Here is a 26,421-nt window from a genome sequence, read left to right on the forward strand (position 1 = left end):
TGCTTGCTTATCAACATTCAGCATTTATCATTGTTTTATTATCCGTTTTATACCTAGCAGAAGAGAAGGAATAGCTATCCTTTTTTAAAGCAGACAATCATAATAAAATTGAATTATTTAAATACGCATTCTATCTAAGGATTTTGCCAATACTGCAATGCACTGATCTATTTCCCTATTATAACCTATATACCTATGTCCTACTCTTTACCTAATTTTTGCAAGATGCTATTCCTAACAGCTATGCTTACTTGCATCTTCTTACAGGCACATGCCCAGGAAATTACCATCCGGGGTAATGTAACAGAAGAAGGTACTCCTTTGCCTGGAGTGAATGTGATTCTTAAAGGTACTTCCAATGGTACAGTTACAGATGCCAATGGTGCTTATACGCTTTCAGTGCCTTCCAATGGCACTTTATCATTCTCCTACATAGGGTATGTGACCGAAGATGTAGCCATCAATGGCCGTACAATCATTGATATAAGCCTGGCGCCGGATATTAAATCATTAAATGAAGTAGTGGTAGTAGGCTATGGCACCCAACGGAAAATAGAAACAACTGGGGCTATTGCTTCTGTAAAAGCTGCCGAAATTACCCAAACACCTGTTGTAAACGTAGCACAAGGCTTACAGGCACGGGCAGCTGGTGTACAAATCACGCAAAATTCTGCTGCTCCTGGTGGGAATATCAGTGTTCGAATCCGGGGCACAAACTCCATTAATGGAACCTCTGAACCACTCTATGTAATCGACGGAATACAAATTTCCAATGGCGGGGGAGTAAATGAGGTAAGTCCGCTTTCCAGCATCAATCCCAATGATATCGAATCGGTGGAAGTCCTGAAAGATGCATCCGCTACAGCTATCTATGGAGCCCGGGGAGCCAATGGTGTTATTCTGATTACCACCAAACGCGGCAAAGCAGGAGCCTCCAGAGTAACGTATGAAGGCTATTACGGCATTCAGCAGGCAAGCAAACAATTGGATGTATTAAATGCTACCCAATATGCCCAATTGGAAAATGAAATTTATGCAAACAACCCACCCTATACAAATCCTGCCTCTTTAGGCGAGGGTACCAACTGGCAGGATTTAATTATGCGCGATGCTTCCATACAGAACCATCAGCTGTCGGTTACCGGGGGCAGTGATAAAACACAGCTAGCTCTGTCTGCCAATTACTTCAACCAGGATGGAATTATTATTAACTCGAATTTCAAACGGTATTCTATCCGCCTGAACCTGGATCATCAGATCAATAACCGCATTAAAATAGGCACCAGTATCGTAGGCAGTTATAACGGTAGTGACCGTATACCTACAGGTTCTGAAAGTATAGATGGGCCTGCCGTTACCGGAAGTATTGTAGGAGCAGCGCTAGGGGCCCCACCTGTATTGGTTCCTTACCGGGAAGATGGTTCTATTTTTCCTTTTGGCGAACAAGCAGGCGGTACCTACCGGGAATTAGCCAATCCGCTTGGCTTAGCAGCGATTTTAAATAAAACGACTTATAAACGGACTCTGGCAAATATTTACAGTGACTTTTCTCTCTTGGAAGGGCTTACCTACCGGGCATCTTTCAACATTGATATCGAAAACCGCCTGTTCGACTCTTATTCGCCCAGGTCTATCTTAAGCCAGGTAGATTTAGCTTCCGGAGGAGGCAGTGCCGAAAAAACCAACAGCAATTATCTAAACCTGCTACACGAAAGCATTTTGACCTATTCCAAAACTTTTGCAGCCGTACATTCTCTGAAGTTTACCGGATTGTTTGCTACCCAGGCTAACCAATTTAACCGCAACACAATTCAGGCATCAAAATTTCCGAATGATGTTACGGGAAACGAAGCAGTACAACTAGCTATTGACCGCACCATTAGCAGCGACCGAAGCAAAGACCGCCTGGATTCCTACATGGGCCGTATTAACTATGGTTTCCGGGATAAATATTTCTTAGACCTCACGGCCCGCTACGACGGAGCCAGCAAGTTTGGCAAAAATCATAAATATGGCTTTTTTCCGGCTGTATCAGCTGCCTGGCGGGTGATTGAAGAAGGGTTTATGCAGAATATCACGCTGATCAGCGACCTAAAACTACGGGCCAGTTACGGAATAACCGGAAATGCGGGAGCTATCGGGCCTTATCAGTCTCTAGCTACGGTAGCATCCAGCAGTGGCTATAGCTTGAACCACATCTATGCCAATGGTCTTAGCCCTAACCGGATACCCAATCCTGATTTGCGCTGGGAAAAATCTATTCAGACAGATATTGGATTAGACATTAGTCTGCTGAAAAACCGGCTCAGTTTTATTGTGGACGTGTACAATAAGAAAACTAATGACTTACTGTTTGTAAAAAGCCTGCCCTTATCTTCGGGCTATGGAACCATTACAGGTAACTTTGCCGAAATTCAAAACCGGGGGATAGAACTATCTGCAGATGCCCGCATTCTGGATGGAGCATTTAAATGGAGTGTAAATGGCAACTTTACGGTTAACCGTAATAAATTATTAGCTCTGGAAGGTGGTTTACAGGAATTTGTAGTAAATAATTATACAGTATTACAGGTAGGGCAACCCATCGGTATTTTCAAAACCTATGTAAATAATGGTATCTATCAGACAGATGAACCGATTCTGCCAGGTTCTGGTAGCCGTACCGGAGGTGCCAAAGTAGCCGACCTAAATGGCGATGGGCAAATTACCGCTGATGATCAGACCATTACTGGCAATGCCAACCCAGATTTTATTTTTGGCTTGTCTACTAACATGGCCTATAAGAATTTTGATCTGAATGCTTTCTTCTCCGGCGTTCAAGGCAATGAAATTTATAACTTGGCCCGTTACACATTTGAAAATCCCTTAGGGCAACGGAATATGTTTGCCGGAGCCGCCAACCGCTGGTCGCCTACCAACCCTACCAACGATTTTGTAAGTGGATTCCAGGGAGGTCGCTTGCCTATTTCCGACCGCTTTATGGAAGATGGTTCGTATATCCGTTTAAAGAATATTACCCTTGGTTATACGCTTCCTAAAATCAAGTTTGTTTATAATGCCCGTATTTATGTGAGTGCCAATAACTTATTCACCATTACTAACTACACTGGTTTTGATCCGGAAGTAAATACTTTTGGCAATACCAATACCCGAATTGGGGTGGACAATGGCGTGTATCCGCTGGCTAAATCGTATATAGGTGGTGTTCAACTTACCTTCTAACCTTCAGACATACTACTATGAAAACATATATAAAATACCTATTTGCTGCCGGTGTACTAGCTTGCCTTAACGCCTGCGAACTGCAAGAAACACCTTATTCTTCCATTTATACTAATCAGTTTTACAAAACCTCTCAAGATGCCGAATCTGCCTTGCTGGCAGTATATGGTGTGGTTGGCGATTTATATGCAGGTCCGGCTCCGCTGATGATTTCTGACTTCAGTGCCGACCAGGTGTACCCCCGCCCGGTAGTAGGCCGCGACACTTATACTTTATTCTCCTACGACCCTAACTATACAGCGGTTAAAAGTTTTGGCAGGGCAAATGAGTCGCCGTATCAGATCTGGACTTCCTGTTATTCTGGTATTGAAAAAGCCAATTGGGTAATAGCCAGGGTACCAGATGTACAGATGGATGCCAACCGCAAAACCCAGATTCTGGGCGAAGCCTATTTCCTCCGGGCATTCTACTTCTGGATGCTGACCAAAAACTTTGGTGATATTGTGGTAAAAACCACCCCCAGTACATCTCAACAGGAAGCCATTGCCGAGAAAAGCACAAGAGTTCAAGCCTACCAGCAAATTTATAGTGATCTGGAACAAGCGGCTGCCAGCCTGCCTTCCTACACGCCCAGCCTGGAAAAAGGTCGTCCTTCCAAAGAAGTGGTTCTCGCCTTACATGCCAAAGCTGCTCTGTATAACGAAGATTGGTCTGTAGCTCAGCAAAAAGCACAAGAGGTAATTAGCTCTGGTAAATATGCTTTGATGCCAGATGTACTGGATGTATACAATGTAGCCAAGGAAGACGTAGCCAGGCAGGAAAATATGTGGGCATTTGAAGCAGAAAGCACTAATCCTGGCAGAACATCCCAGATCATGGGCTTATATGGTCCCCCCAATAGCAACAGTCCTGCCTATGGCAAAACTACGTTTGGTTCCATATTCGTGTATCCTTCCTTTTATGCCTCCTTCGACCCAAAAGATAAACGTCTGCAATTGATGGATACCAATTATGTAAATGCCAAAGGAGAAATTGTGAAGCAAAAGGATGTAACGCCTATTACGCCCAAAGGTATATTAGTTAAAAAATACCAGGACCCCAACTCTGTAGGTTCTAGTCATGCTAATAACATACCCATATTACGGTTAGCAGATGTGTATCTGATAGCTGCCGAAGCAGAAGCCAGGCAAAGCGGACCAAGCGGCAATGCTTATACGAATATTAATACTGTTCGGCAGAGAGCAGGTCTGGATAATTTGCCAGAAGGATTAGGTAAAGAAGAGTTTATAGAAGCTGTATTGCAGGAACGTTCCTGGGAATTGTTCAGTGAAGGCGACCGCTGGTATGACTTAACCCGGACAAATAAATACCTGACTGTGGTACCTGCTGCAGTAAATGATGTATTTAAAACGCGGAGCCCTCAACCCAGGCACAAGTATTTCCCGATACCACAAGACGAAATCAATGCCAATCCTAAACTTACGCAAAATACAGAATGGCAGTAATGAATAATGGCTCTTGTGTCATTCTGAGGAAAGAAGAATGTTTTCATTTACTGAATAATTCACCTTCTAACATAGAAGCAATTTCTCAAAGCAAGCTTGCATCCTTCACACCCATGGGCTTGATTGTGTTGATTTTACGTACCGAAAAAGGCATTTTATTAATTCTCTTAGCGCTACTTCTTCTTATGCATATACGCATGACAACCCAACTCTTCAACCAGTTGAAGCATAGAAAACAAAGGAATCAAAATCGGCTGTCAAAATATTTTCTGGCAGGTTTTATACTCGTACTGCCCCTATTCAGCCATGCCCAAAAAAAGATTACTCTGGTAAATTCATCACTTCAGCTGGAGTGGCAAAAAACAGCTGAGGGATATACACTCAATAAAGTGCAGGTACAACAGAACAATAAGAATGTTCCGCTACCTATGCCTACCGGGGAGTATACCTTTCTATACTCCCCGGATAAACCAGATTCATTGCCTCTGTTTAACCAGGTGGATGATCATGCCAGAAATTTTCCGGAGCCTATTTACAAATACATTGTCAATACCTGGCATTCGAACCTGAAACCTGTTGCTATGAATACGGCAGGCACTGCGCACCATTTTTTTCCGTCACAAGCAAAACAGGTGGGTCATTCAGAAGTTCGGTTTATGCAAGATTCTAAAGAAGCCACTGTAGAAGCCAGTTGGGCCTTGCACCCCATGTATAAAAATGATATCCTGGTAGAAATCAACCTTACAGCCAAACAAGCGGGTTATTTTTCACTGGCCTCTCCTACCCTGGCTACTATTTCAGAAAAAGATCTCACCTGGGGAATTATTCCGGGGCATTTTCAGGGAAAAGCCTTACAAAATGATCTGGTATTAAGTTATGCTTATGGACAAGGAATTCCCAGAAAACCCATTGTAGTGCGGGAACGAACCGCCAGCACTTTAGCTCCCTTAATTAGCCAGAAGAATGGGTTTACCCTTGCCCTTATCCCGGAGCCTGGCACTGGCCGCGATCCCTGGGAGAAGGATAAAAACACCCATAACGACTGGCAACTGGGCCTATCACTGATGAACCGCAAAGCTGAACTTACTCCTACTGCCTACTATCCGGTGCTGGGAGAAAAAAATTCGTATTTGAACGCTGGAGAAAGCCGTACGTTTAAGTTCCGCTACACTTTGCAACTGTCCGACTGGTATCTGGTATACAAGCATGCCATCAACGATGTATACCGCTTTCCAGATGTACTAGCTCTAAAACAAACCAGGCATTCTTTAACGAACCGGGTGCTGGCTATGCTGGCATATGTAAATAACGATACCACTTCCCTGTGGCGGCTGGAAAAATTCAATGGGCAGCAGATCGGAGCACAGGCCTACTTAGGGGGTGTTGTTGGTTCTGACAAAGATGCCATGAAAAATTCCGACTATGGAGCTATGTGGATGCTGGCCACGATTTCTGGCGATTCGGTATTGCGGAAAAGCCGTTTGCCGTACGCACGAAACTTCAAGTTAGCCCAGCAGCAAAAAGAAGCCGGCTTCTTTCAGGGAGCAGCCGTTGGCCAGTATTATTTATCGAAAAGCCAGAAGTTTACTGAAGAATGGGGACCGTATGTAGAACCCATAGGCCTCACTTACTACACCATGCTGGACATTGGGAATGTACTGCTCTTTGACCCCAATGACACTCAACTGAAAGAACGTTTAAGCTTAGGTGCGGATCGCCTGTTAAGCTGGCAGCACCCAGATGGCCATTGGGAAGTAGCCTATGACCGAGAAACCCAAAAACCCCGCTTTACGGAACTGAAAGATGTACGTCCCACTTTTTATGGCTTACTCGTAGCTTACCGGATACTGGGCGATAAAAAATACCTGGATGCTGCCCGCAAAGGTGCCGACTGGTTTGTAGAGAATGCTGTCCATAAAGGCCATTTTTTGGGTGTCTGTGGTGACCTGCGGTTTGTACCAGATTTTGCCACTGGCCAGAGTGTACAAGCCTTACTGGATCTGTTTGACCTCACCGGCGAAAAACGCTACAAAGAGGCTGCGCTAACAACCGGAAGAATGTATACTGCCTCTATCTATACACATCCCATTCCTACCAGGGAAAAAAAGCTGGTAAACGGCATCGCCCGGGAAGACTGGGAGATCAGCCAGGCTGGGCTGAGCTTTGAACATGGCGGAAGTGTAGGATCAGCTAATATTCATGGACCCATCCAACTGGCAAGCCACGCTGGGATGTTTGTTCGCTTGTTTGGACTCACCAACGATTCTTTATACCTGAATATGGCAAGGGTGGGTGTTCTGGGTAGAGATGCCTTTGTGCATGAACCTACCAGTGTAGCCTCATATTACTGGCGGGCAATGAATGCCGGAGCTGGCCCCTATCCCCATCATGCCTGGTGGCAAATCGGTTGGATCACCGATTATTTGCTATCAGAAATTTCCTTACGGTCTGGTGGCCAGGTAGAGTTTCCCAGAGGCTTTGTTACCCCGAAAGTGGGGCCTCACCAGACCTATGGTTTTGCTCCAGGAAAGGTCTTTGGCAACGAAGCTCAGCTACATCTGCCTGCTAACATGGTGCAAGTAAGTAACCCACTTGTAGATTACATGGGGGCTACTTCTACAAAGGCAGGCAAAGTATACGTGCTGCTATTGAATAATGATAATGACATGCGGACCACCACTATTGGGTTTAATGCTCAACACTTACTCTTCCATAAGAAGGCAACGATTCAGAAAGCAAACCTCTTGAATAACCTTGGACAGCCCGAATCAGACCTGGATACAAATGGAAACTGGACTATTCAATTGCCTCCTTATGGCTTGAAAGTAATAGAGATAGCCTACCAGTAAATAAGTTATTAACAGTTAGAAAACTCCACATGCAATCGTTAAAACATACGTATATTTTACTTTTCCTGACCTGCTTTCTGCATTTATCCTCCAGCTTAGCACACATACAAACGGATGCTACTTTTGAAAATGCAGAAAACACAGGTGAAATAGCTTTTTCATTAAACGGAAACTGGCAGTTCAAAACAGATCCGAATACCATAGGTGAAGAGCAACAATGGTTCGGACCAAATTTTCCAGCCAATGGTTGGGAAAACATGACGGTTCCTGGCAATTGGGATGTAAAGAATGAATATGCCCACTTCTCCGGCAAAGGATGGTACCGCAAAACCTTTGAAGTACCTGCCCAATGGCAAGGAAAAACGATGCGGTTGCATTTTGAAGCAGTATACCACGATGCCAAAGTCTGGCTCAACGGACAGCTACTAGTAGAAAGCCACAGCGGTTTTTTTCCTTTCGAATTTGATGTTAGCAAAGTTATTAAACCTGGAACAATAAACACCGTGGTAGTTTGTGCAGACAACACCTTTCGGCGGGGAGCTATCTGGAACTGGGGTGGCATACGCCGTCCGGTGAAATTACTAGTAAATAACGCCTTGCGTATTGAACAGGCACAGGTGGTGGCTACCCCGGACTTAGCCAAAGGAACTGCAGAAGTAACCGTAAAAGTATTGCTGCGCAATGATTCGGATCAACCTAAATCTGTAAACAGCCTAGCAGTCATCAAGAATAACAATAGCATTGGTAAATCAGCAAATCCTGATAAAAAGCTGACTGCTTCGCTGACTATCCCTGCGAATAGTTCTAAAGAATATACGGTAAAAACCACACTCCCCAAATCTCAAACACATCTCTGGCATTTCGACGATCCGCATCTGTACAAACTGGAAGTAACCCTAAATGAGAATGGTAAGCTAATGCACCAAATACAAGACCGCTTTGGTATCCGCAAAGTAGAAATAGAGGGTTTGCAGCTAAAATTAAACGGAGAACCAGTACGCCTGCTTGGCTACAACTGGGTACCCGACGACCGTACTACCGGAAATACATTACCAGCATGGCGCTACAAACAAGACATAGACCTGATGAAAAAAGCAGGAGCCAACATGGCACGGCTTTCCCACTTGCCTCTCCCAAAAGAAGTCCTGGATTATATAGATGAAAAAGGGATGCTGATCTATAGTGAAATTCCACTCTGGGGACAAGATGCCTTGGTAGATCTAGATAATCCGTTGCCAAAAGAATGGCTTAAAACCCTTGTTACTACGCAGTTCAACCATCCTTCTATTATTGGCTGGTGTGTGGGCAATGAGATAGGCTTTATCCATCAGAATCCGAAGGTAATGGAGTATGTCCAATCAGCCATTAATTATGTAAACCAGGAGCTGGACAACTCCAGAATGGCTGTGTATGTAAGCCACTCCGCGGATGTACAAGTAAAAGACCTAACTGCACCACAGGCCGCAGGCGCCACTAAAAGCAAACAGGCAGCTTCCACTGCTCCTCATCCAGATGCCATGGACCCGGCTCAATACTCAACTATGGTGCTGTTTAACAAATATGGCAATCTCGGAAAGAATGCAGATAAGGTACATCAGCTACATCCTGGCAAACCTGTTTTTTACTCCGAATACGGCTATAACTTAACCAGCGAAAACCTGAACCTGGGCGTAATAGATGCCAAAAAGATGCTGAATGACATTCGTGGACGAGACTATTTGATGGGGGCTTCTCTGTGGACATTTAACGATTACCGTAGCCTCTGGCAGGCACACGCAGCCTGGAATACCGCTCCTACAGGCAACCGCAGCTGGGGGATAGTAAATGTATTCCGCCAGCCCAAGCGTGCATATGAAGAATTCCGCCGTGAATATGCACCTATACGATCGTTGTCAGTAGGAGGAATGAAGGAAGTAAAACCTGGTGAAAAACAAACCTCTACTCTCACGATTCATCCGAGAGCAACACTGGATCTGCCGGCTTATACTTTGCGGAACTACCAGCTGGTATGGGAAGTAAAAGACGGGCAAGATAATACGGTAGAGAGCAACTTTGTCCAACTACCTACTATCCAGCCAGGAGACCAACCACTTACTCAGACTATCAACTGGACTGTTCCTTCTTCAAATCCAAGTCATATTAAGTTTTCTTTGCTCTCTCCGGTAAACTACCATGTGTATGACACCATCATTTATCTGCAAAAGCCAGCAGCACCTGTGGTGAAAAAAGTAATTGCGGGAGAAAATGGCGTACGGATTGTGTTCGAGAAAAATGTAACTGCTCCTTATTACACAGTAAAATACGGAATAAACGGCTTCACCCGGCAAAGTGACACAACCATCAATCATTATATTGATATTAAAAAACTGGATAAGGATCAACCTTACCAGTTTCAGGTGATTGGGATTAATCATTTAGGCGAAGGCACTCCTTCTCAGACAATAACCGCTACTCCTACCACCCAGTTACTTCCTCCGGTAATCTGGCAGGCTGAAGCAGCTGACAGCAGCTTTTTTATTGGGTATGGGTATGAGAATTATGATTATCTCTACGAAATCAGGTATGGCCTGGAGCAAGATACCACAAAATGGAAAACCTTGAAAGTAACAACAAAAGGCGTATGCCGGATTCCTAATCTGCAAAACGGCAACACCTATCAATTTCAGATGCGGCGGATTGTACAGCAGTATGTCACCAGCGGCTGGTCGGAAGTATACGAAGTTACACCTGATGGAAATAGGCCTCCCCGGTCGCCACGGATTACCAGCATTGCCCGCAAAGGCAGTGAAGCAGTAATAGCTTTTAAGCCAGTAGAGAAAGCTACCGGTTACCTGGTAAGCTATGAAGAAGGTGGCAATGAGAAGCAGTACACACTATCTGGAATGGCTTTAGACTACATCCGGTTAAATGGATTGCAGCCTGACCAAACATATACCTTCCGGCTTTCAGCTATCAACTCTAATGGAAAATCGGAGTCGTCGCAGGCAGTTACAATCCAAGCTGTAGCAGTTAAATAAATCGTGTTATAAAATAAGAAAAGCTTTTAAAAGTCATTGGTCATTTAAAAAAATACTTCTATCCCTTGGCGAATGACAATAAAACTATCATACAATGATTAAAGAAGAATTTACAGAAAACAGGAGGTTAAAATCTGAAAGATTGCAGGCGGATCTGGTAGTGACTGGCGGTGGCCTTTCGGGTACGTGTTGTGCCATTACAGCTGCCAGAGCAGGCATAAAAGTACTACTTGTACAAGACCGTCCGGTACTGGGTGGCAACTCTTCCAGCGAAGTGCGGCTATGGGTTCTGGGCGCTACCTCACATATGGGCAACAACAACCGCTGGGCACGTGAAGGGGGTGTAATAGATGAAATACTGGTAGAAAATACCTATCGCAATCCCGAAGGAAATCCGATCATTTTCGATACTGTCGTACTGGATAAGGTGGTAAATGAACCTAACATTACCCTGCTGCTAAATACAGCTGTAATAGCAGTAAATAAAAAAGATCCCGATACCATTGAAAGTTTAACTGCTTTTTGCAGCCAGAATTCTACGCAATATACCCTGGTAGCACCATTGTTTTGTGATGCGTCTGGAGATGGCATCGTTGGTTTTTTGTCCGGAGCGGCTTTCAGGATGGGGGCTGAATCGAAAGAAGAATTTGGGGAAAAGTTTGCTCCGTCGGCTGAATACGGAGAATTGCTGGGGCATTCCTTATATTTTTATAGCAAAGACACGGGTAAGCCTGTAAAGTTTATTCCGCCAACGTATGCTTTACAAGATATAACCCAGATTCCTAGATACAAACGATTTACGGCCAAAGAACATGGCTGCCAGCTCTGGTGGATAGAATACGGCGGCCGGTTAGATACCGTACATGATACCGAAAAAATTAAGTGGGAACTCTGGAAAGTAATTTATGGTGTGTGGAACTACATTAAGAACTCCGGCAATTTCCCCGAAGCGGAAACCCTGACGTTGGAATGGGTAGGCCAGATTCCTGGCAAGCGGGAAAGCCGCCGGTTTGAAGGCGATTATATTCTAAAGCAGCAAGATATTGTAGAGCAACGAACTCACCAGGATGCCATAGCCTTCGGAGGTTGGTCCATCGATTTACATCCGGCAGATGGGGTGTTCAGCGAAAAACCTGGTTGTAATCAGTGGCATGCCAAAGGCTTGTATCAGATTCCGTATCGTTGCCTCTACAGCCGTACTATCAAAAATTTATTTCTGGCCGGAAGGATTATCAGTGTGTCGCATGTAGCTTTCGGCTCCAGCCGCGTGATGGGCACCAGCGCTTATATAGGCCAAGCCGTAGGAATGGCGGCAGCTATTTGTCAGGCAAAGCAACTCTTACCAAGAGACTTGAGTAAAGCTCCTCATTTGTACGAACTACAAAATGCCTTGCTGAAAACTGGTCAGCATATTCCTGGACTGATTTTACGCGATGAGAAAGATCTAACCAGAAAAGCACAAATTAACACATCTAGTGAATTACTCTTACAAGAATTACCAATGGATGGCCCTTTGCTACCTCTGGATGCTTCTGCTGCACAACTTATTCCTCTCTTGCCTGGAAATGTTCCTGAGTTACGCATTCATGCCATAGCGAGTCAAGCGACAGAGTTAAACGTGGAGCTACGTATTAGCAGCCGGGTAGATAATCATACACCAGATGTTACCTTAGAAAAGCAGGCCATTTCTTTAAACGCCGGATTAAATTGTATTCCACTGCATTTTACTGCACAGATTGAGCAGCCCTGTTATGCCTTTTTATGCCTAATGAAAAATCCGAATGTATCGCTGCATTATAGCCAGAAAAGAGTAACCGGATTACTTTCCGTATTTAATAAAACCAATCCGGCTGTTTCTAACTATGGTAAGCAAACACCTCCAGAAGATATTGGCATTGATGAATTTGAGTTTTGGTGCCCGCAGCGCAGGCCGGAAGGGCATAATTTTGCTTTGAAAATAAATCCAGGAATCCGGGTATTTTCAGCGCAAAATGTCAGCAATGGAATTGCCAGACCAACCTCGCAGCCTAATACCTGGGTAGCCGATTTTCACGATCCGCAGCCAACACTTATCCTGGAATGGTCTTCACCCCAAACTATTTCGAAAATAGACCTAACTTTTGATGCCGACTATGATCACCCCATGGAAACGGTACTAATGTCACATCCTGAAAATAGAATGCCTTTCTGTATCCGCCATTATCGCCTGCTGAATGATACTGGACAAGTAGTATTTGAAAAGGAAGACAATTACCAGACCCGGAACAGCTTTACGTTAGATAACCCGATTACTACCAAACGGTTGATTTTCCAGGCAGAAGCACCTGGCGAACACATCCCTGCTGCTCTATTTGAAATCAGATGCTATTCCTGATGGATGTAGGCTACTAATAAGAAACTACTTACTTTAACTCAATTACTCATTCTCCTGTTTATATGCAAAATATAGATTTTATAGTAATGATTGTGTTTGCCCTATTGATTATGGCGATGGGACTGGCATTCACCAAATCGGGAAGTACGGATACCAAATCCTTTTTTGCAGCGGGCGGACAGGCACCCTGGTGGATTAGTGGATTGTCTTTATTTATGAGTTATTTTTCGGCAGGCACCTTTGTAGTATGGGGATCTATTGCTTATAAATCCGGATGGGTAGCAGTAACTATTCAATTGATGATGTGCCTGGGCGGATTACTCACGGCTCTGTTTATTGCTCCCCGCTGGAAAAAAACAGGTGCTATTACAGCTGCTGAATTTATAGGAAAACGTCTGGGAACGAAGGTACAACAATTTTATACGTACTTAATTTTATTTATTAATCTGTTTAGCACCGGCGCTTTCTTGTATCCTGTAGGAAAAATTGTTTACCTGGCTACCCCTTTTTCTCTAGAAGCTTGCATTATCGGGTTAGGCATTATGGTTATCCTGTATACAGCTGCGGGTGGCCTATGGGCAGTATTGGTGACCGATGTAATGCAGTTTGTAATCTTAACAGCTGCCGTCATTATTGTCATTCCTCTTTCTTTTGCACAGGTAGGTGGTATAACAGAATTTGTTGATAAGACGCCAAATGGCTTCTTCAGTCTCTTTACCAGTGAATATACGCCGGCTTTTATGGTAGCTTTTGTGATTTATCAGACCGTATTTATTGGGGGCAACTGGGCCTATGTTCAACGGTATACAAGTGTAGCAGATGAAAAAGCTGCCAAGAAAGTGGGCTATTTATTTGCAGGATTATACTCTATTTGCCCCATCATCTGGATGCTGCCTCCTATGATCTACAGGACTATCAATCCAGATTTGAAAGGCCTGGAAGCAGAGGGAGCGTATCTGCTGATTTGCCAGCAAGTGATGCCAGCTGGTTTAATGGGCCTGATGCTTGCCGGGATGATTGCCGCCACTGCTAGTTCTGTCAATACAACGTTGAATTTGGTTGCTGCAGTTTTTACTAATGATATATATAAAAATCTAATTCGCCCCTATGCAACTGACCATACTTTAATGCTCGTAGCCCGATCAGCCACGGTTGTTTTTGGTCTGATTACCATTATAATAGCCTTGCTTGTACCTTCTATTGGCGGTGTTGTAGAAGTGGTATTAACGATTGCTTCGCTTACCGGAGGAGCATTATATGCACCTATTTTATGGGCTTTATGCTCTAAAAGGCAAACCGCTGCTTCTGTTTTTACCGCTACTTTGGTTACCCTTAATGTAGGTATATTCTTTAAGTTTATTTCTCCTATCCTGTTCAACATTAGACTCGACCGGATACAGGAAACTTTATTAGGTTCTCTCTTACCCTTGATGATATTAGCTATGTATGAAATCTGGGCATGGAGTCAAAATAAAATTTCATTCCAGTATGAGCTATTCAAAGAATCAAGGAAGATAAAACAAGATAATAGCCTATTTGAGACACAACAAGATTTATCAAACAAACAGAATGCGTATGGAATACGTGTTATTGCTGCTTCAATGGCGGTTACAGGAAGTGGTATTCTTATGCTGAGTTTTATAGCAAAAAATAGTGAACTAATTACGGCAACTGTCGCTATAATCGTTCTGGCAAGCTCCTATCCACTTTGGCATATATCAACTATGAGAAATAAAAATCAGATAGATACCGTGAAACCTTTCACAAAGGTATAAAACAATCAAATCTAGTCTGAAAATAAAATATTACACCTATTGAAAACCTACTTGTCTGTTCTGTTTCCAGCCACCTTAAACAAATAGATCATCCCTGCACAGAGTAAAAAACTACAAAGCAGAATCAGTACCAGTAAAAGAAGCCCGATCGATAGCTGTCTAGTTTGGTATTAAGCAAGCAAATACTTTTATAGAAGTAATAAGCCTTTTTGAAACCCTAACCGTTGAACTGGAGGCCACTGTTGGTAAATAAACTTTTATAGGATAGTTACAAGAAAGAAGGAATTAAAATAACTGCCCCTTTGCTAAAATCATATACTTAAGCCTTTCAGAGTAAATCATAAACAATTCTTTACGGTCTCTGTCAAAAAATTAAGGACCTGAACTCAACAGATGGCTTTAGTATACTTTATGTTAAAATACGCTTGTAAAATCTGTTGTACTTCACTTTGGGTTGTCAACAGCTTTTCAGAAACAGTATGATGCGTTGTTATTCTAAATTTGTTTCCTGTTAAGGTGATTCGACCTAAAGTTGTGGGTTAATAATTGGTAAAACAACCCGTTTAACTGGTAACAAAATCCCCCTTTATTTTCGACGAGTACAATTTTATCATATGAATGTGCCAGGTCAATTGTAATGCGATAGTGAATCGCAAGATTCTCGAAAGGAACACTCATCAGATGAGCTTGTTGAAGAAGGGAGAGCAATTCTAAAGTGGGTGTTAAGTTCTCCCTAATAGTGAACCCGCTTTAAATATAGTTGAGTGTTCATTACTTTGTCTTTTTGCCCTTTAGGCTACCAGGTATACCACCTAAAAGAATACGAGGAGTTACGCATGTAGATTGTATAGGGAAAGATACGAAAGGCTTGGTCATAAAAGCAATAGCTGACTTGTGTTGGCAATTAGAGGAGGTCAGCTATAGATTCTTAAAACAGCAGGATTTTTCCTGACTACAGTTTTACCTGTACGCTTTGGCCCTATATTTTATTTACCTGATTTTCAACCTAATAGCTATATGTAGGTTTGAAACAGGTCTTAAAGTTCCTAGTGAACAACTCAAAAACTCCTCTTTTAGATATAAAAAACTCAAACCTAAAGCAGGAAAAATGACAAAGGTAAAAAGCAAAAAACACCTATAAATACTTGATTTATAGGCGTTTAACTCACATGAGCCCGCCTGGGCTCGAACTTGCCCCCTGATTATGAGAGGTGCACTCCTACTGATAGTCAGTCACTTATATAGCATTGGTCTGATATAGGTCTGAAAAAATAATTTTTAATTGGCTGATTTTTCCTTTTTCGCTATTAAAAATAGCAACTAGACTGCGCTAGACTTAGGAAGCTTTTGCATATGCAATGCCGGTTGAAGGATAGCTCCTTCCCTCCTACTTTATTACCTTTCGTATTATTGCTTTATGAAAGTTGACTAGAAGGTTACTTTTACTTTACCATAAGTATATGTCTCAGTAAAGGAGCAAATGTACAGAGTAGAAGCTTGATTACATTTGTTCTTATTAGCTTCTTGTATTATATGAGATCTTTACTTGTCACCTTTTTGGTATTTGCTTACTTTGTTTCATTTGGACAAGAAATTGGAAAATGTGTTCAAATTCTTGGTGAGGATAGTGTGCAGTTCTTCTTCAATGGCGTTCTTTGTGATAAAGAATGTGCTAAATATTACAGAACGGCAAAGCTCAACCACTATCTCTATTTTTTTGAAGGGTCATTCAAGGATTATTACTCTTCCGGCCAGGTAGCCGTTGAAGGGTCTTACCTGAACAACCTACTGCAAGGGTCTTATAAAGCATTTTATGGCAATGGACAACTGAAGGAAAGTGGTCAATGGCAGCAAGGATATAAAACTGGAGAATGGAAATACTGGTATGAAAATGGACAACTAAAAAAAGTAATACGCTTCAATGGGCAGGATTACTACTTACAGGAATTTTATAAATCCAATGGAAAAAGGCTGACCTTTGATGGCCATGGAGAGTTTAGCGAAATCGATCTGCTACCGAAGACCTTGATACGAGGAGAAATAAAAAATGGGAAACAGCATGGAAAATGGACTATTTATATTCAAAATTCTAACTATAAGGTAGGTGTAGAAGTATTTGAAAATGGCAGATTTATTGAAGGAGAAAACATAGCAGAAGTTGCAGGCTTTAGTCACAAATATTTTGATGCTCCTACTACCCTAATCGATAGAACAGAAGATCTACTTGGTAACTACTCACAAAAAACAGATTGCGTTAAGCTTGGTGCAACACATAGCTACCAAGTCAGAAGATATAATAGCCCCTACTCCGATCTGCCTTTCTATGATTATGTGTATCAAAGATTTGACCCTCCATACCTTGAGAAGGGGTATATCTTAGTGGGATTTACGATAAATAAATCGGGTAAACTTATCAATCCCATTCTCCATTCAACGCTGCATAATACAACAGTAGAAAAGCAGCTTGTCGATGTTTTAACTGCATGTGAAACTTGGGCGCCAAGAACACATAATGATAAAGCTATGGAGTCTGATGAACTGCTTGTGTTGCAATTCTTACCTGGCACCTACAAAATATTAGGAGACAGCAGAAACAGTTTTCCAGCTATAGAATATAGTGCTGAATTTATCTATGGCAGGGATAGCTTACAGCATTACATAGAACAAAAGATTGATCTCCCGAGTCATTTTTTCTCCAAAGACTTCCAACTGGCATGCACGATTGATTTTGATGTGGATGAAAAAGGAAATTGTAATATTGATAACAGTCTCTTTTCAAGCAGACTCAGGATAACAGAGCAAGAGCGGATACTTTATAATGCGTTAAACTCTATACTAAAAAAAACAAGCAGTTTATGGAAACCTTCCATCAAAGGGGCTACTCCCACAAAGCAACACTTCATTGGAATTCTTACAATCAAAAATGGTATCCCAAAGTTTAGATGGATCAGTAATAATTTGGTTTTAAATTAATCACCTATCAGCACTACCGATAGATCAAGATAAACTGACAGCAAAAAGCCACAGAACTTTATTCCAGAAATAGTATCTGCTTTTGATAAATGATATCTGCCTTTCGTGTAACTCCACCATCTTTTGATCATTATGCACTCCCTACAAAATCAGCCATATTGGCAGCAGTTACAAAAAGTGGTTAAAAAAATCAACGTTCACTTAGCTAAATTTGATGAGTTTTTGTTACTCTTCAAGAGTGCCAAACTTTGTATAAAGTACCGCATACCAAATCAGTCTTAAAGTAATCTTTAATTTATAAGAGGCGAAAAAAAAGGGCCAAAAATAGACAACCCAAATAATTTATGGCTTTACTTTCGGGCTCTTTGTACCGTATGAATCTGGAGTGAGATTGGGGAAGACCAGGGAGGTATGACTTTTGGCCATCCAGTTAATAACGAATATAGTATAACGTGATTAATATATTAGAGCATTAATAATCAACTCCTTATTCACGTTATTTACCACAAGACGCACTGCCTATAAAAAAAAGTATATAAGTCATGCCGGCACGCCTTATATACGAGCATTACCTGCAATAGAAAATGAGTGAAGAAAAGAAAGTAGGACCCAATAAGAATCAGCGCTTAAGCAAATAAGTATAAGCTATAAAAGCTCAAATCTGTCAACTGGCCACTAATACCGATTTAGTTTAATTTAGTTTACTCATTTCTGGCAATCCCTTTGGGTTGCTGATTATCCGAAAAAACGGTATCTATTTTTAGTGCCAACAGCAAACCATGAAATTCCCGGTGTATCGCCTGCCGGATGGATTCCCGCTCTTTCTGCTGAAAAAGCTTTACATGATACGAATCTTTTTCGCGGGTGATATGTAAATGTTGTTTTTTATGCCGGTTGGTTTGCTGGCCATCCTTGTTTTTAATCTCTTCAATCCGCCGTTTATTGTTTGAAAACAAAACATCGAGCACATTTACATCCAGGTAAAAATCAGCCGGGCCGTTCATCTGGTAGCTGCCGCTAAGCTCAAATGGAGCAATATTATTGATTAAGTTCACGCCTGTGCTAATAAAACGGTTGTCATGCAGCAGAAAATGGGTAGTGAGATCATCGAAGTAGATGTGCCTGGAACGCTCTTTGCGCAAAAAACGGAAGGCCTGCTGGATAGGAGCTACCTCAATTAATTCCATCCGGCGGAGCTTTACTTTAGCATAAGCAGAACTTCTCTCTATATCCGGGGCAAAACTTTCATCTAAGCTGGTATGCAGTACAAGGTCACAATCCATTTCACCACTAATGTGCTCACTACCCAATAAATCCAGGTTCAACTCATCCGTAATGGCAAAAAGCTTTTTTAAGTCTACATCCTTGATCTGGGTACGCAGTTTCACCGGAAGACCTGTGGCGGTACGGTTTAATGTTATATTTCCCCTGGAGGCAAACCAGCCTCCAAAAGCTTTCATCGCAAACTCTTCTACCCTAGCATGCTGGTTATCAAGACGGGCTTTTAAAGTAAAATATTCGGCTTTTAGATGCTGGTAGTTCAAGCGGCTGGCTTTTACCTGTAAATACACGTCAAATTCTTCCTCGCCAAGCGTATGTGTTTCTTTCCGGTTTTTTCTCAAGGAAGCATTCTCTGCTTTTTTCTCTGATGATCGCTTTACCAGCGGAATTATATCATCGATAGAGGCAATTTGTTTCATAAATTGCTGTAAGTCGATGGAGTTATACTTGAATTGTAAGCGCAGGAAAGGTTTTTTTACCCCATTGCCGGCTAACTGGAATCCTCCATTTCCTTTCACGGAAGCACCCAGGGTTGTTCCAAAAGAAATGGCTGGAATCTGTACCTGCGCACCCTTTTTCTTCACCTGAAGAGCTACCCTAGTAAGATCTTCGCTGCCAGGTAAGCTTATTTTCCGGGCATGTAAGGAAATATCAGCGTTTGCAGCCTGCGCCATTTCCTGTAAGTAAGGGGGTAAAGAAGCTTGTGCCACATTGGAAGCTGGCTGTTTTGCTGCAGCTTTATTTACAGAAGTTTGTCTGGGCTGCAAATAATTTTGTGCCAGTTGCCTGAAGTCTAGATGTTTAAAACTAGCTTTGAGTGTAACCTGAGCCGGAATAGTGCTTTTCTGTTGATTGAAGAGATACATACTTCCTTGCAGGTTTCCTCCTCTCAGCGAAAAGGCAACCGGAGAAAGGGCAATCTGTTTTTTTGAACTTTTCACTTGCAGGCGCAGATTTGTAAGGGTATCTGTAGACAGCAGCAATTGTTGACACGCTATTTTCAGCTGCAGTTGCAGAAAACTAGGAATTATATGCGCTGCCTGCGAAGGTGTTTTTTTTGCCAGAATTTTTTTGGATGCTTTCCCAACTGTGGACTTTGGTTTGGAAAACCACTGGCTGTTCATACTGGTGACATATATATTTCCATCTACTTGCAAGGTTGGGTAATTTCCTGTCAGATAGGCCAGTAAATGTTCAATTGTCACTGAAAAATGGAAAGGAGCCCCATTAAGCTTGCCGCTGGTTTTATCAATCACTAGCAGATTATTTCTGAATCTGGCCTTCCCATTTATGCCGGTAAAAGTAAGCGGTATATCCGCCAGCCGGAACGTACCCTGTTGTAGTTGAAGGTTGCCTTTCCATACCAGCTTATTTTGCAGGTAATTGTTTAGAATACCCTTCAGTTGATCCTTACCTGCGCTTGCAGATCTACCTGTGTTTTTCTTTCCATAAGCTACACTTCCATTCACTGATACGCTACCTACCAGCTTACCTGAATAGTGCGCACGGTAAGGCAAATGCAGTATAGTAGCCAGGTGTTGTAGATCAAATCCGCCACTGAACTGGCCCTTGATCACTGGTGCAAGAAAATTATGGATGGCCAGTTGTAAGGCGATGCTGTCTGTACCGATGTGCGCCTGTAACTGGTGGATCGTTAGCGTATTGGTAACAGCCGAGCGTTCTTCGCCATTGTCGTATTCGCCCCGAAGCCGGAGCCTGGAGATAGCAGTGTTCGAATCGGGCCAGTGTAGTTCGCCCTCATTTACCTGGAAAGATAGCTTTCCCCTGGGGCGTTTCATCGGTCCGCTTTCCCCGCTTAGCTCATATTGCAGGGTGATCCTAGAAGCAGAACGTATCTGGTTTAGGTAGACTTGCCTGTTTACCGGAATGACTTCTTTCAAAACTTCCATCAGGGGTTGTTTTCCGCTCATATGAATAGCTAGTGTGGTGCCGGTGCCATCGGATAGTTTGGTATGACTGCCTGTAATGGTGAGTGTATCTGCATTCATGCTGACTAGTACCGGATGGAGTGAGCCCTTTTTCTCTTTCAGATGATAGGTATAGTGGGCCTGTGCCGTAAATGGTTTGCTGCGCAGCAGTTCCAGCTTTTTGTTTTTTATATAGTCTACCTTTCCTGCCAGATTCCCCTCCAGACGTATACTATCACCGGCTACTTGGGCAGCAAGCGTAGCCTGGGAGATGTGCACCCGAAAGGCATTTTGCTTATAATCATTCTGGTTACTGACCTGGCAATCTTCAATTTCTATATGTGGAATGTGCAGCCAGAAATCGGTGGAATCTTTACGGGGTGTTTTGCGGGGATTCAGGTGAAAATTAATTTTGTGGCCTAGCGTATCTATCTGCTGGGTATATCTTACACCTTGCAGCCTGGCTTGCTGAATATTTATGTTTCCATGCCATACATCCGAGAGGTTTATAGTGAAAGACGCCTGCCCGATACCTAGCACTTGTATGGCCCGGGTGGTAGAGGTATCTTCAATAGAAAGGCCTTGAAACGTAAAAGTAACCAAAGGAAAATGCTCCCAAAGCGATATACTGGTTTCAAATGGCTGCAATTTCAGGTCGGTGTGCCGGGAAAACTGTGTTTTTAAAAAAGTGGCAGCTTTTTGGTGGTAAAAGGTGGGGATGAGCAAGATACTTGCGCTTGTCAGCAGCACAAGAAAAACCAAAATTCTTCCCAGTAGAGGAATGATTCTTATTCTTGCCATATAGGTATTAAAAAGAAACTTAACTTTTTGATTAGTTTTTTATTGCCAGTTCATTTTTTATGGTTCATGAACATACGTATGGGTAACAACGGGCAGAATTATTTTAGATAAACAGCCACAAATTTTGCAAGTGGTGCCATTCGTGCTCTTGTCAATTGCAAGGTGTCGTTGCTTAAATAATAGCTGTCTGCATTTTGAAGAGCCTTAAACAGTAAGTCTTCAGTTCGTTGCATATTATTACAAAACATTTTAGTGGCTGCTAAGGGAGAAAAGGAGATGCCATTATTGGCTCCTAGTTGAAAGGTTCCTGTAAAGCTGTTGCATCCACCATGGCCGGTTACTCGTTTATCGCTTGTATGAAGGATCATGTGTGGCTCTCTTTTGCGATTTGCCTCAGCTATAACGGCATTGCCGTTCACTTCAATTAGCTTCCAGTATTTATTTAAATTATGTTCATCTTCTTTCACCAGTACGTTCATTGAGGAAAGATTACCCTTTACAGGATTTCCGTCAAGACCTAATTGGGTCACCTGGTTTTCTCCAATTTTATAATATATCGGCGCCCTTCCTTCCTTGCTGTTTTTAAGTGTGCTTTGATTACCCGCTTTATTCCACTCGAAACTTCCGTTAGACGAAAAAGCATCCTCGCTCTTTCCCGGGTAACGTGTTTGCAGATCGTACGTGTTGCCATCACGCAAAGAGATTCTTGTAAGAATGCCTTCACAATCGGCACAGGGACTACACCGCTATAGGTACCTTTCCAGTCAAGAGAGTTTTGAGAGTTTTCGCTTGTTTTACGAGTGCCGATGCAATGAGTAACTACCAAGCTAATACTAAGAGTCCAACATACTGTGAATAGCATATCCATAATCAATCATTTAGTTATTACCTATTTCCTTGTGTTGATCATTACAATACCTGATAGGATCATCAAAGGAGAACAACTTTTATTGGCATATGATGGGAAGGTGTAAGAATTGGGTGCTTAAAAACAAAACAAATTGTATCAGAAAGGCTTTTTTTTAACTTATTATCAGGGAGTATTTTTTTCTGCAGTACGTTGAGCCTGTTTAAAAATCAAGCCGTGCCCCTAAGGTAATGAATAACACATTATTGCGGGCATCCGAAATGGAATTGAATACCTTTGAAATACCAAATTCATAGTTTACATCCAGTGTCAGGAAGAATAGATCGATACCACCACCTACTTCCGCTCCCCAGATACTTGATTTAAAATCTTCTTTTTCCAGCTCAAAACGATTGTCTTTTACCCCGCTGACCCAGGAAAAGGCCGGGCCGGCTTGTGCACGTAATTTAAAAATACGCGTATCCACTACTTTATAGCCTGCAAGACCTTTTATTTGAAAACCACTTATGGTAAATTCTTCGGTGATGTCATTGCCGCCACCTATAGGGTCTCCCCCGATAAAACGCGGATTCTGACGCATCCAATAGAACCCTGGCTGCGCATACAGCCGTCTCCCGATACGTGTGCTTACACCAAACTGGTAGCCTATCCGGACCCCATCAGCGGCATCGGAAGTGAGTCTGGAGAGATTAAAACCAGTTTGTGGAATAATAGAAAAGACAGAAGCTTTTTCGTCTTGCTGGCTATAGGCGGTAAAGCTCATCATCAGGCAAATAGCTGAGAGAATAATGTTGGTTTTCATAGCAGTAAAAGAGTGAAAGTTTAAACGGTTGAAAGTTTATTATCAAGCAGAAGCTGTAACGTGAAACCATTACCCGGGAAATTCAACTATCATTTTTTCAGGACATACCTGTCTGCCAGCTGGCTGGTGACTTTATTGCCTTGCTGGTCGAGCTGGGTTAATGTATTCTCTCCTACCAGGTATTGATTGGCTCCTTCTGCACCTTCCAGAATAATAGTATTGCCGGCCTTATTCCAGGTAAAAGCGCCTGTTGTTTCAAATACTTGCGGATCATTTTTACCCAGATACCTGGTTTTTTTTACAAAAGAATTTCCGGCATACAAGCGTATTTCTGTTTCTATTCCTTGACAATCTGCACAGGGAAGTATGCCGGTATATGTTCCCTCATAATCGAGTGAATTGCGGGCATTATGCGAATTGTTTGCTCCTACAGAAATGGTATCAGTAGAAGCAGTAGCAGTGTCCGATTGCCTGGTAGAGCTACTGCCGCAAGACCAAACCAACGCTGCTAACAGAGAAAGGATCAGGTTTATTTTCATAAAAAATAATAGGTTATTAAACAAAGTCATGAGATGGAAGTGGAATCAGATGAGCTGTCGTTTGTTTAGCCATCAATTACCGGCTGCTACTACAATTTTTAAGTCTACATTCCCAAAAGCAGGATTAGTAACTGAATAAATAGTAGCGCTACCGGAAGAGTATTGAAAATCAAAGTGCACGGCCGGAATACTGGTTATCTCGGTTGAAAATCTTCCGGGCAAAGCTGTCCAGGAAGTATTATTGCTGTTAGCAGGAGCAATAAATGCAGATACAGTGCCACCACTCAGGATTTCGCCGGTAATTTGAGGTACATCCACCAGTACCTGATACACATTGGCAAGCTGGTTAAAAGTAAACGGTTGGTTGACAATAATAACCGCTTCCACATTGGCATTTCCTGGTGGCCCTTGTGGCCCTTCCGGGCCTTGAGGACCTACTTCCTCACGGGTACAGGAAGCCGCCAGCAATAAGAGTCCCATGATTGGAAAAAATACATTTCTTTTCATAATAGGAGTAGGTTGGGTATAAGAAATCAAAAGAGTAATTAGTTGACTATTGACTATGCAACTGAGTTTCACAGAAGATTTTGGGGTAATCTCTCAGCTAATCAGTATAGTGGTAAAACTTCAATCACCGAATCTTCTATGCCCGGATTGATAACCTCACAACAATTTAACTATCCGTAAAGTATATTTTTCATTGCAAACAATAATGCAGGGTATCTGATGCACCATTGTTTAATATTTACATTTATGCAGAATGCAGAGAACCGGCAATTGCAAATACAGGAAAAGGGCCGTAAAACTAACTTGTCAATAGGTAGTTATTGGCGCAAATTAAGTTATGTTACAGCTAACCAGCTGAAATATAACTTATAGGCACAAAAAATGTTTTTAAAAATCTACACTTCTAACTATTATTTTTCACTCGATAAAACAACCAATTCATAAGGGAGTATCTAAAAACAGGAAAATGATATAAAACAAATGGCTTCTATTTAACAGCACAGGAAAAACAAAAAATTTCTTATAATATCAATTTAATTTTTTCTTACTAAGAGCATCAATACTGTTTCAATTAGCAATCATGCTATCATATAAATATCTGATCGGCAGATAATTAAATATATAATATATAATACCAGTGAAATCCTACCCTTTATTAATTTTCGGTCCTTGTTTTCGCTTTGTGGAAAGAGGTTATTTTTTTTAACAAATCCAGCTTACTTTCTTAATTTCACAAAAGAGGCGAGTTACTCGAAAGGGGGAGTTATTTTCACTTCTTCAGTCTAGGTTTAGTGCTTAAGGAATTTCATGTTTTTTCATAGAAGGTTGGCATTAAAACGCTCCCTTTATATGAGGAAAAAGCCCTGAGTTGCTCTCCTTCAGCTAACCTTAGTATGACCGCTAAACAATTAGCATTGCATATCTAAAACTCTTAATCGAATCAATTACGCCTGCCTTATTTTTTCAATATCTATCCTTTTCATCCCATACAAGGCTTTATTCGCCCGCTGTGATTTTTGATGGTCATCTCCCTCCTCAATATCCATGACAATACCTGGAACGATCTGCCAGGATATACCATATTTATCTTTTACCCACCCACAAGGTTGCTCTTCGCCTCCTTGAGAAAGTGTTTGCCACAACCTATCAATTTGTTGCTGTGTATCACAAGTAACATATAAGGACATGCTTTCATGAAACTTACCAAAATAACCACCTCCATTCAGGGCAACAAACTCCTGTCCATTGAGCAGAAAGCGGATATGTTTTACAGAACCGGCAGGCCCTGGCATGATATCTTTGTCCACCTCTGGTAGCTGAGTCAATGCATTTAGTTCTTGCTCACCGTAGCGGGTAGTTTTTACTATTTTGGACTCACCTTTAGCCGTGCCGAATACGGTTGAAAAAAGTGAAACATAGACATTAACTGCCTCTTGGGCATCCTTGTTGAATGTTAAAAATAGCACGATAGGCTTCATAAGGTAGATAAGGGTTTAGGTTAGCAATTAGAGTTGGCAGGGAGCTGAATGGTGCTCATGGGCAATAAGCCATTTTCCTTCCACTTTTTTTAGTCCCAAAGTAAGCCGGCATTGTGGTTGATCCCCACCAATGATAAGTAAAGCATGGCAAAAGGCTACTGTGTTACCAGCAGTAATTTGCAAATCCACAAAGTCAAAAGATCCTTTTCCCCCTTTACTGTATTGAAAGAACAATTTCCAGGTCTTTTGGTAGGCTGCAATTCCTTTAGCTTGTAAAGTAGGAGCCACATCAAACATGAGTACATCTGTTGGATGAGCTGCTAAGATGCCTTCCATGTTCATCTCGCGGATGGCTTGTGCCCAATCCTCTATTACTTTCCGTATTTGCTGCTGATTTGAATCCTTGTTGGTTATACTCATAAGGCTAGGATGAGAGGTGATTGCTTGAGAATATGAAAAAAAAGGTGTACATCTTTTTCTTTTTGGGATGTAAAAACAATAT

Annotated in this window: 15 protein-coding genes and 1 pseudogene; 7 read left to right on the forward strand and 9 right to left on the reverse strand. The window is 42.1% G+C overall.

Annotated elements, in window-relative coordinates:
* The first annotated feature begins 195 nt into the window (after positions 1 to 195).
* The 6 genes from Q0590_RS24150 to Q0590_RS24175 all read left to right on the forward strand — a co-directional run bounded on the left by Q0590_RS24150 (position 196) and on the right by Q0590_RS24175 (position 14,742).
* Positions 196 to 3,222 carry a SusC/RagA family TonB-linked outer membrane protein gene (locus Q0590_RS24150; protein WP_366970507.1) on the forward strand — a complete coding sequence of 1,009 codons (3,027 nt, stop codon included), beginning with the start codon at positions 196 to 198 and terminating at the stop codon, positions 3,220 to 3,222.
* Positions 3,223 to 3,239: 17 nt separating this feature from the next.
* Positions 3,240 to 4,727, forward strand: a complete 1,488-nt coding sequence (locus Q0590_RS24155) for a RagB/SusD family nutrient uptake outer membrane protein (protein WP_302040190.1) — start codon at positions 3,240 to 3,242, stop codon at positions 4,725 to 4,727.
* Positions 4,718 to 7,576 (forward strand): glycerophosphoryl diester phosphodiesterase, encoded by a 2,859-nt coding sequence (locus tag Q0590_RS24160; protein ID WP_302040191.1) that lies wholly within the window; start codon positions 4,718 to 4,720, stop codon positions 7,574 to 7,576. The genes Q0590_RS24155 and Q0590_RS24160 overlap by 10 nt, the downstream gene beginning before the upstream one ends.
* A gap of 29 nt (positions 7,577 to 7,605) precedes the next feature.
* Positions 7,606 to 10,593, forward strand: coding sequence for a glycoside hydrolase family 2 TIM barrel-domain containing protein (locus tag Q0590_RS24165; RefSeq protein ID WP_302040192.1), 2,988 nt, complete (start codon positions 7,606 to 7,608; stop codon positions 10,591 to 10,593).
* A 94-nt stretch (positions 10,594 to 10,687) separates the two neighbouring features.
* Positions 10,688 to 12,967 carry an FAD-dependent oxidoreductase gene (locus tag Q0590_RS24170; protein WP_302040193.1) on the forward strand — a complete coding sequence of 760 codons (2,280 nt, stop codon included), beginning with the start codon at positions 10,688 to 10,690 and terminating at the stop codon, positions 12,965 to 12,967.
* Positions 12,968 to 13,029: 62 nt separating this feature from the next.
* Positions 13,030 to 14,742 carry a sodium:solute symporter family protein gene (locus Q0590_RS24175; RefSeq protein ID WP_302040194.1) on the forward strand — a complete coding sequence of 571 codons (1,713 nt, stop codon included), beginning with the start codon at positions 13,030 to 13,032 and terminating at the stop codon, positions 14,740 to 14,742.
* A 495-nt stretch (positions 14,743 to 15,237) separates the two neighbouring features.
* On the opposite strand, the gene Q0590_RS37585 is transcribed toward Q0590_RS24175, so the two are convergent.
* Positions 15,238 to 15,450 (reverse strand): arylamine N-acetyltransferase, encoded by a 213-nt coding sequence (locus Q0590_RS37585; protein ID WP_366970508.1) that lies wholly within the window; start codon positions 15,448 to 15,450, stop codon positions 15,238 to 15,240.
* Positions 15,451 to 16,275: 825 nt separating this feature from the next.
* On the opposite strand from Q0590_RS37585, the gene Q0590_RS24180 reads away from it, so the two are divergent.
* Positions 16,276 to 17,715 (forward strand): toxin-antitoxin system YwqK family antitoxin, encoded by a 1,440-nt coding sequence (locus tag Q0590_RS24180; RefSeq protein ID WP_302040195.1) that lies wholly within the window; start codon positions 16,276 to 16,278, stop codon positions 17,713 to 17,715.
* Between the two features lie 701 nt (positions 17,716 to 18,416).
* On the opposite strand, the gene Q0590_RS24185 is transcribed toward Q0590_RS24180, so the two are convergent.
* From Q0590_RS24185 to Q0590_RS24220, 8 genes and pseudogenes are all read right to left on the reverse strand, one after another.
* Positions 18,417 to 21,725, reverse strand: a complete 3,309-nt coding sequence (locus Q0590_RS24185; RefSeq protein ID WP_302040196.1) for an AsmA-like C-terminal region-containing protein — start codon at positions 21,723 to 21,725, stop codon at positions 18,417 to 18,419.
* A 98-nt stretch (positions 21,726 to 21,823) separates the two neighbouring features.
* Positions 21,824 to 22,204: an META domain-containing protein gene (locus Q0590_RS24190; RefSeq protein WP_302040210.1), complete on the reverse strand. Its 381-nt coding sequence runs from the start codon at positions 22,202 to 22,204 to the stop codon at positions 21,824 to 21,826.
* Positions 22,205 to 22,228: 24 nt separating this feature from the next.
* Positions 22,229 to 22,450 (reverse strand): annotated as a pseudogene (locus Q0590_RS24195) (copper resistance protein NlpE N-terminal domain-containing protein); the annotation flags it as partial.
* Between the two features lie 345 nt (positions 22,451 to 22,795).
* Positions 22,796 to 23,395 (reverse strand): porin family protein, encoded by a 600-nt coding sequence (locus Q0590_RS24200; protein WP_302040197.1) that lies wholly within the window; start codon positions 23,393 to 23,395, stop codon positions 22,796 to 22,798.
* An 89-nt stretch (positions 23,396 to 23,484) separates the two neighbouring features.
* Positions 23,485 to 23,934, reverse strand: coding sequence for a copper resistance protein NlpE (locus Q0590_RS24205; RefSeq protein ID WP_302040198.1), 450 nt, complete (start codon positions 23,932 to 23,934; stop codon positions 23,485 to 23,487).
* Positions 23,935 to 24,006: 72 nt separating this feature from the next.
* Positions 24,007 to 24,441, reverse strand: a complete 435-nt coding sequence (locus tag Q0590_RS24210; RefSeq protein WP_302040199.1) for a hypothetical protein — start codon at positions 24,439 to 24,441, stop codon at positions 24,007 to 24,009.
* 944 nt (positions 24,442 to 25,385) lie between these two features.
* A complete protein-coding gene (locus Q0590_RS24215) occupies positions 25,386 to 25,919 on the reverse strand; it encodes a VOC family protein (RefSeq protein WP_302040200.1) in 534 nt (177 codons plus the stop codon).
* 27 nt (positions 25,920 to 25,946) lie between these two features.
* A complete protein-coding gene (locus Q0590_RS24220) occupies positions 25,947 to 26,339 on the reverse strand; it encodes a YybH family protein (RefSeq protein ID WP_302040201.1) in 393 nt (130 codons plus the stop codon).
* Positions 26,340 to 26,421 lie beyond the last annotated feature (82 nt).

This window comes from Rhodocytophaga aerolata, assembly GCF_030503435.1.
GTDB lineage: Bacteria > Bacteroidota > Bacteroidia > Cytophagales > 172606-1 > Rhodocytophaga > Rhodocytophaga aerolata.

What these genes read in the sequence shown, in the direction of transcription:
- Q0590_RS24170 (WP_302040193.1), top strand. Translation starts at nt 10,688, where the DNA reads ATGATTAAAGAAGAATTTACAGAAAACAGGAGGTTAAAATCTGAAAGA.
- Q0590_RS24180 (WP_302040195.1), top strand. Translation starts at nt 16,276, where the DNA reads ATGAGATCTTTACTTGTCACCTTTTTGGTATTTGCTTACTTTGTTTCA.
- Q0590_RS24185 (WP_302040196.1), bottom strand. Translation starts at nt 21,725, where the DNA reads ATGGCAAGAATAAGAATCATTCCTCTACTGGGAAGAATTTTGGTTTTT.
- Q0590_RS24165 (WP_302040192.1), top strand. Translation starts at nt 7,606, where the DNA reads ATGCAATCGTTAAAACATACGTATATTTTACTTTTCCTGACCTGCTTT.
- Q0590_RS24175 (WP_302040194.1), top strand. Translation starts at nt 13,030, where the DNA reads ATGCAAAATATAGATTTTATAGTAATGATTGTGTTTGCCCTATTGATT.
- Q0590_RS24215 (WP_302040200.1), bottom strand. Translation starts at nt 25,919, where the DNA reads ATGAAGCCTATCGTGCTATTTTTAACATTCAACAAGGATGCCCAAGAG.
- Q0590_RS24150 (WP_366970507.1), top strand. Translation starts at nt 196, where the DNA reads ATGTCCTACTCTTTACCTAATTTTTGCAAGATGCTATTCCTAACAGCT.
- Q0590_RS24220 (WP_302040201.1), bottom strand. Translation starts at nt 26,339, where the DNA reads ATGAGTATAACCAACAAGGATTCAAATCAGCAGCAAATACGGAAAGTA.
- Q0590_RS24155 (WP_302040190.1), top strand. Translation starts at nt 3,240, where the DNA reads ATGAAAACATATATAAAATACCTATTTGCTGCCGGTGTACTAGCTTGC.
- Q0590_RS24200 (WP_302040197.1), bottom strand. Translation starts at nt 23,395, where the DNA reads ATGAAAACCAACATTATTCTCTCAGCTATTTGCCTGATGATGAGCTTT.
- Q0590_RS24210 (WP_302040199.1), bottom strand. Translation starts at nt 24,441, where the DNA reads ATGAAAAGAAATGTATTTTTTCCAATCATGGGACTCTTATTGCTGGCG.
- Q0590_RS24160 (WP_302040191.1), top strand. Translation starts at nt 4,718, where the DNA reads ATGGCAGTAATGAATAATGGCTCTTGTGTCATTCTGAGGAAAGAAGAA.
- Q0590_RS24205 (WP_302040198.1), bottom strand. Translation starts at nt 23,934, where the DNA reads ATGAAAATAAACCTGATCCTTTCTCTGTTAGCAGCGTTGGTTTGGTCT.
- Q0590_RS24190 (WP_302040210.1), bottom strand. Translation starts at nt 22,204, where the DNA reads ATGAACGTACTGGTGAAAGAAGATGAACATAATTTAAATAAATACTGG.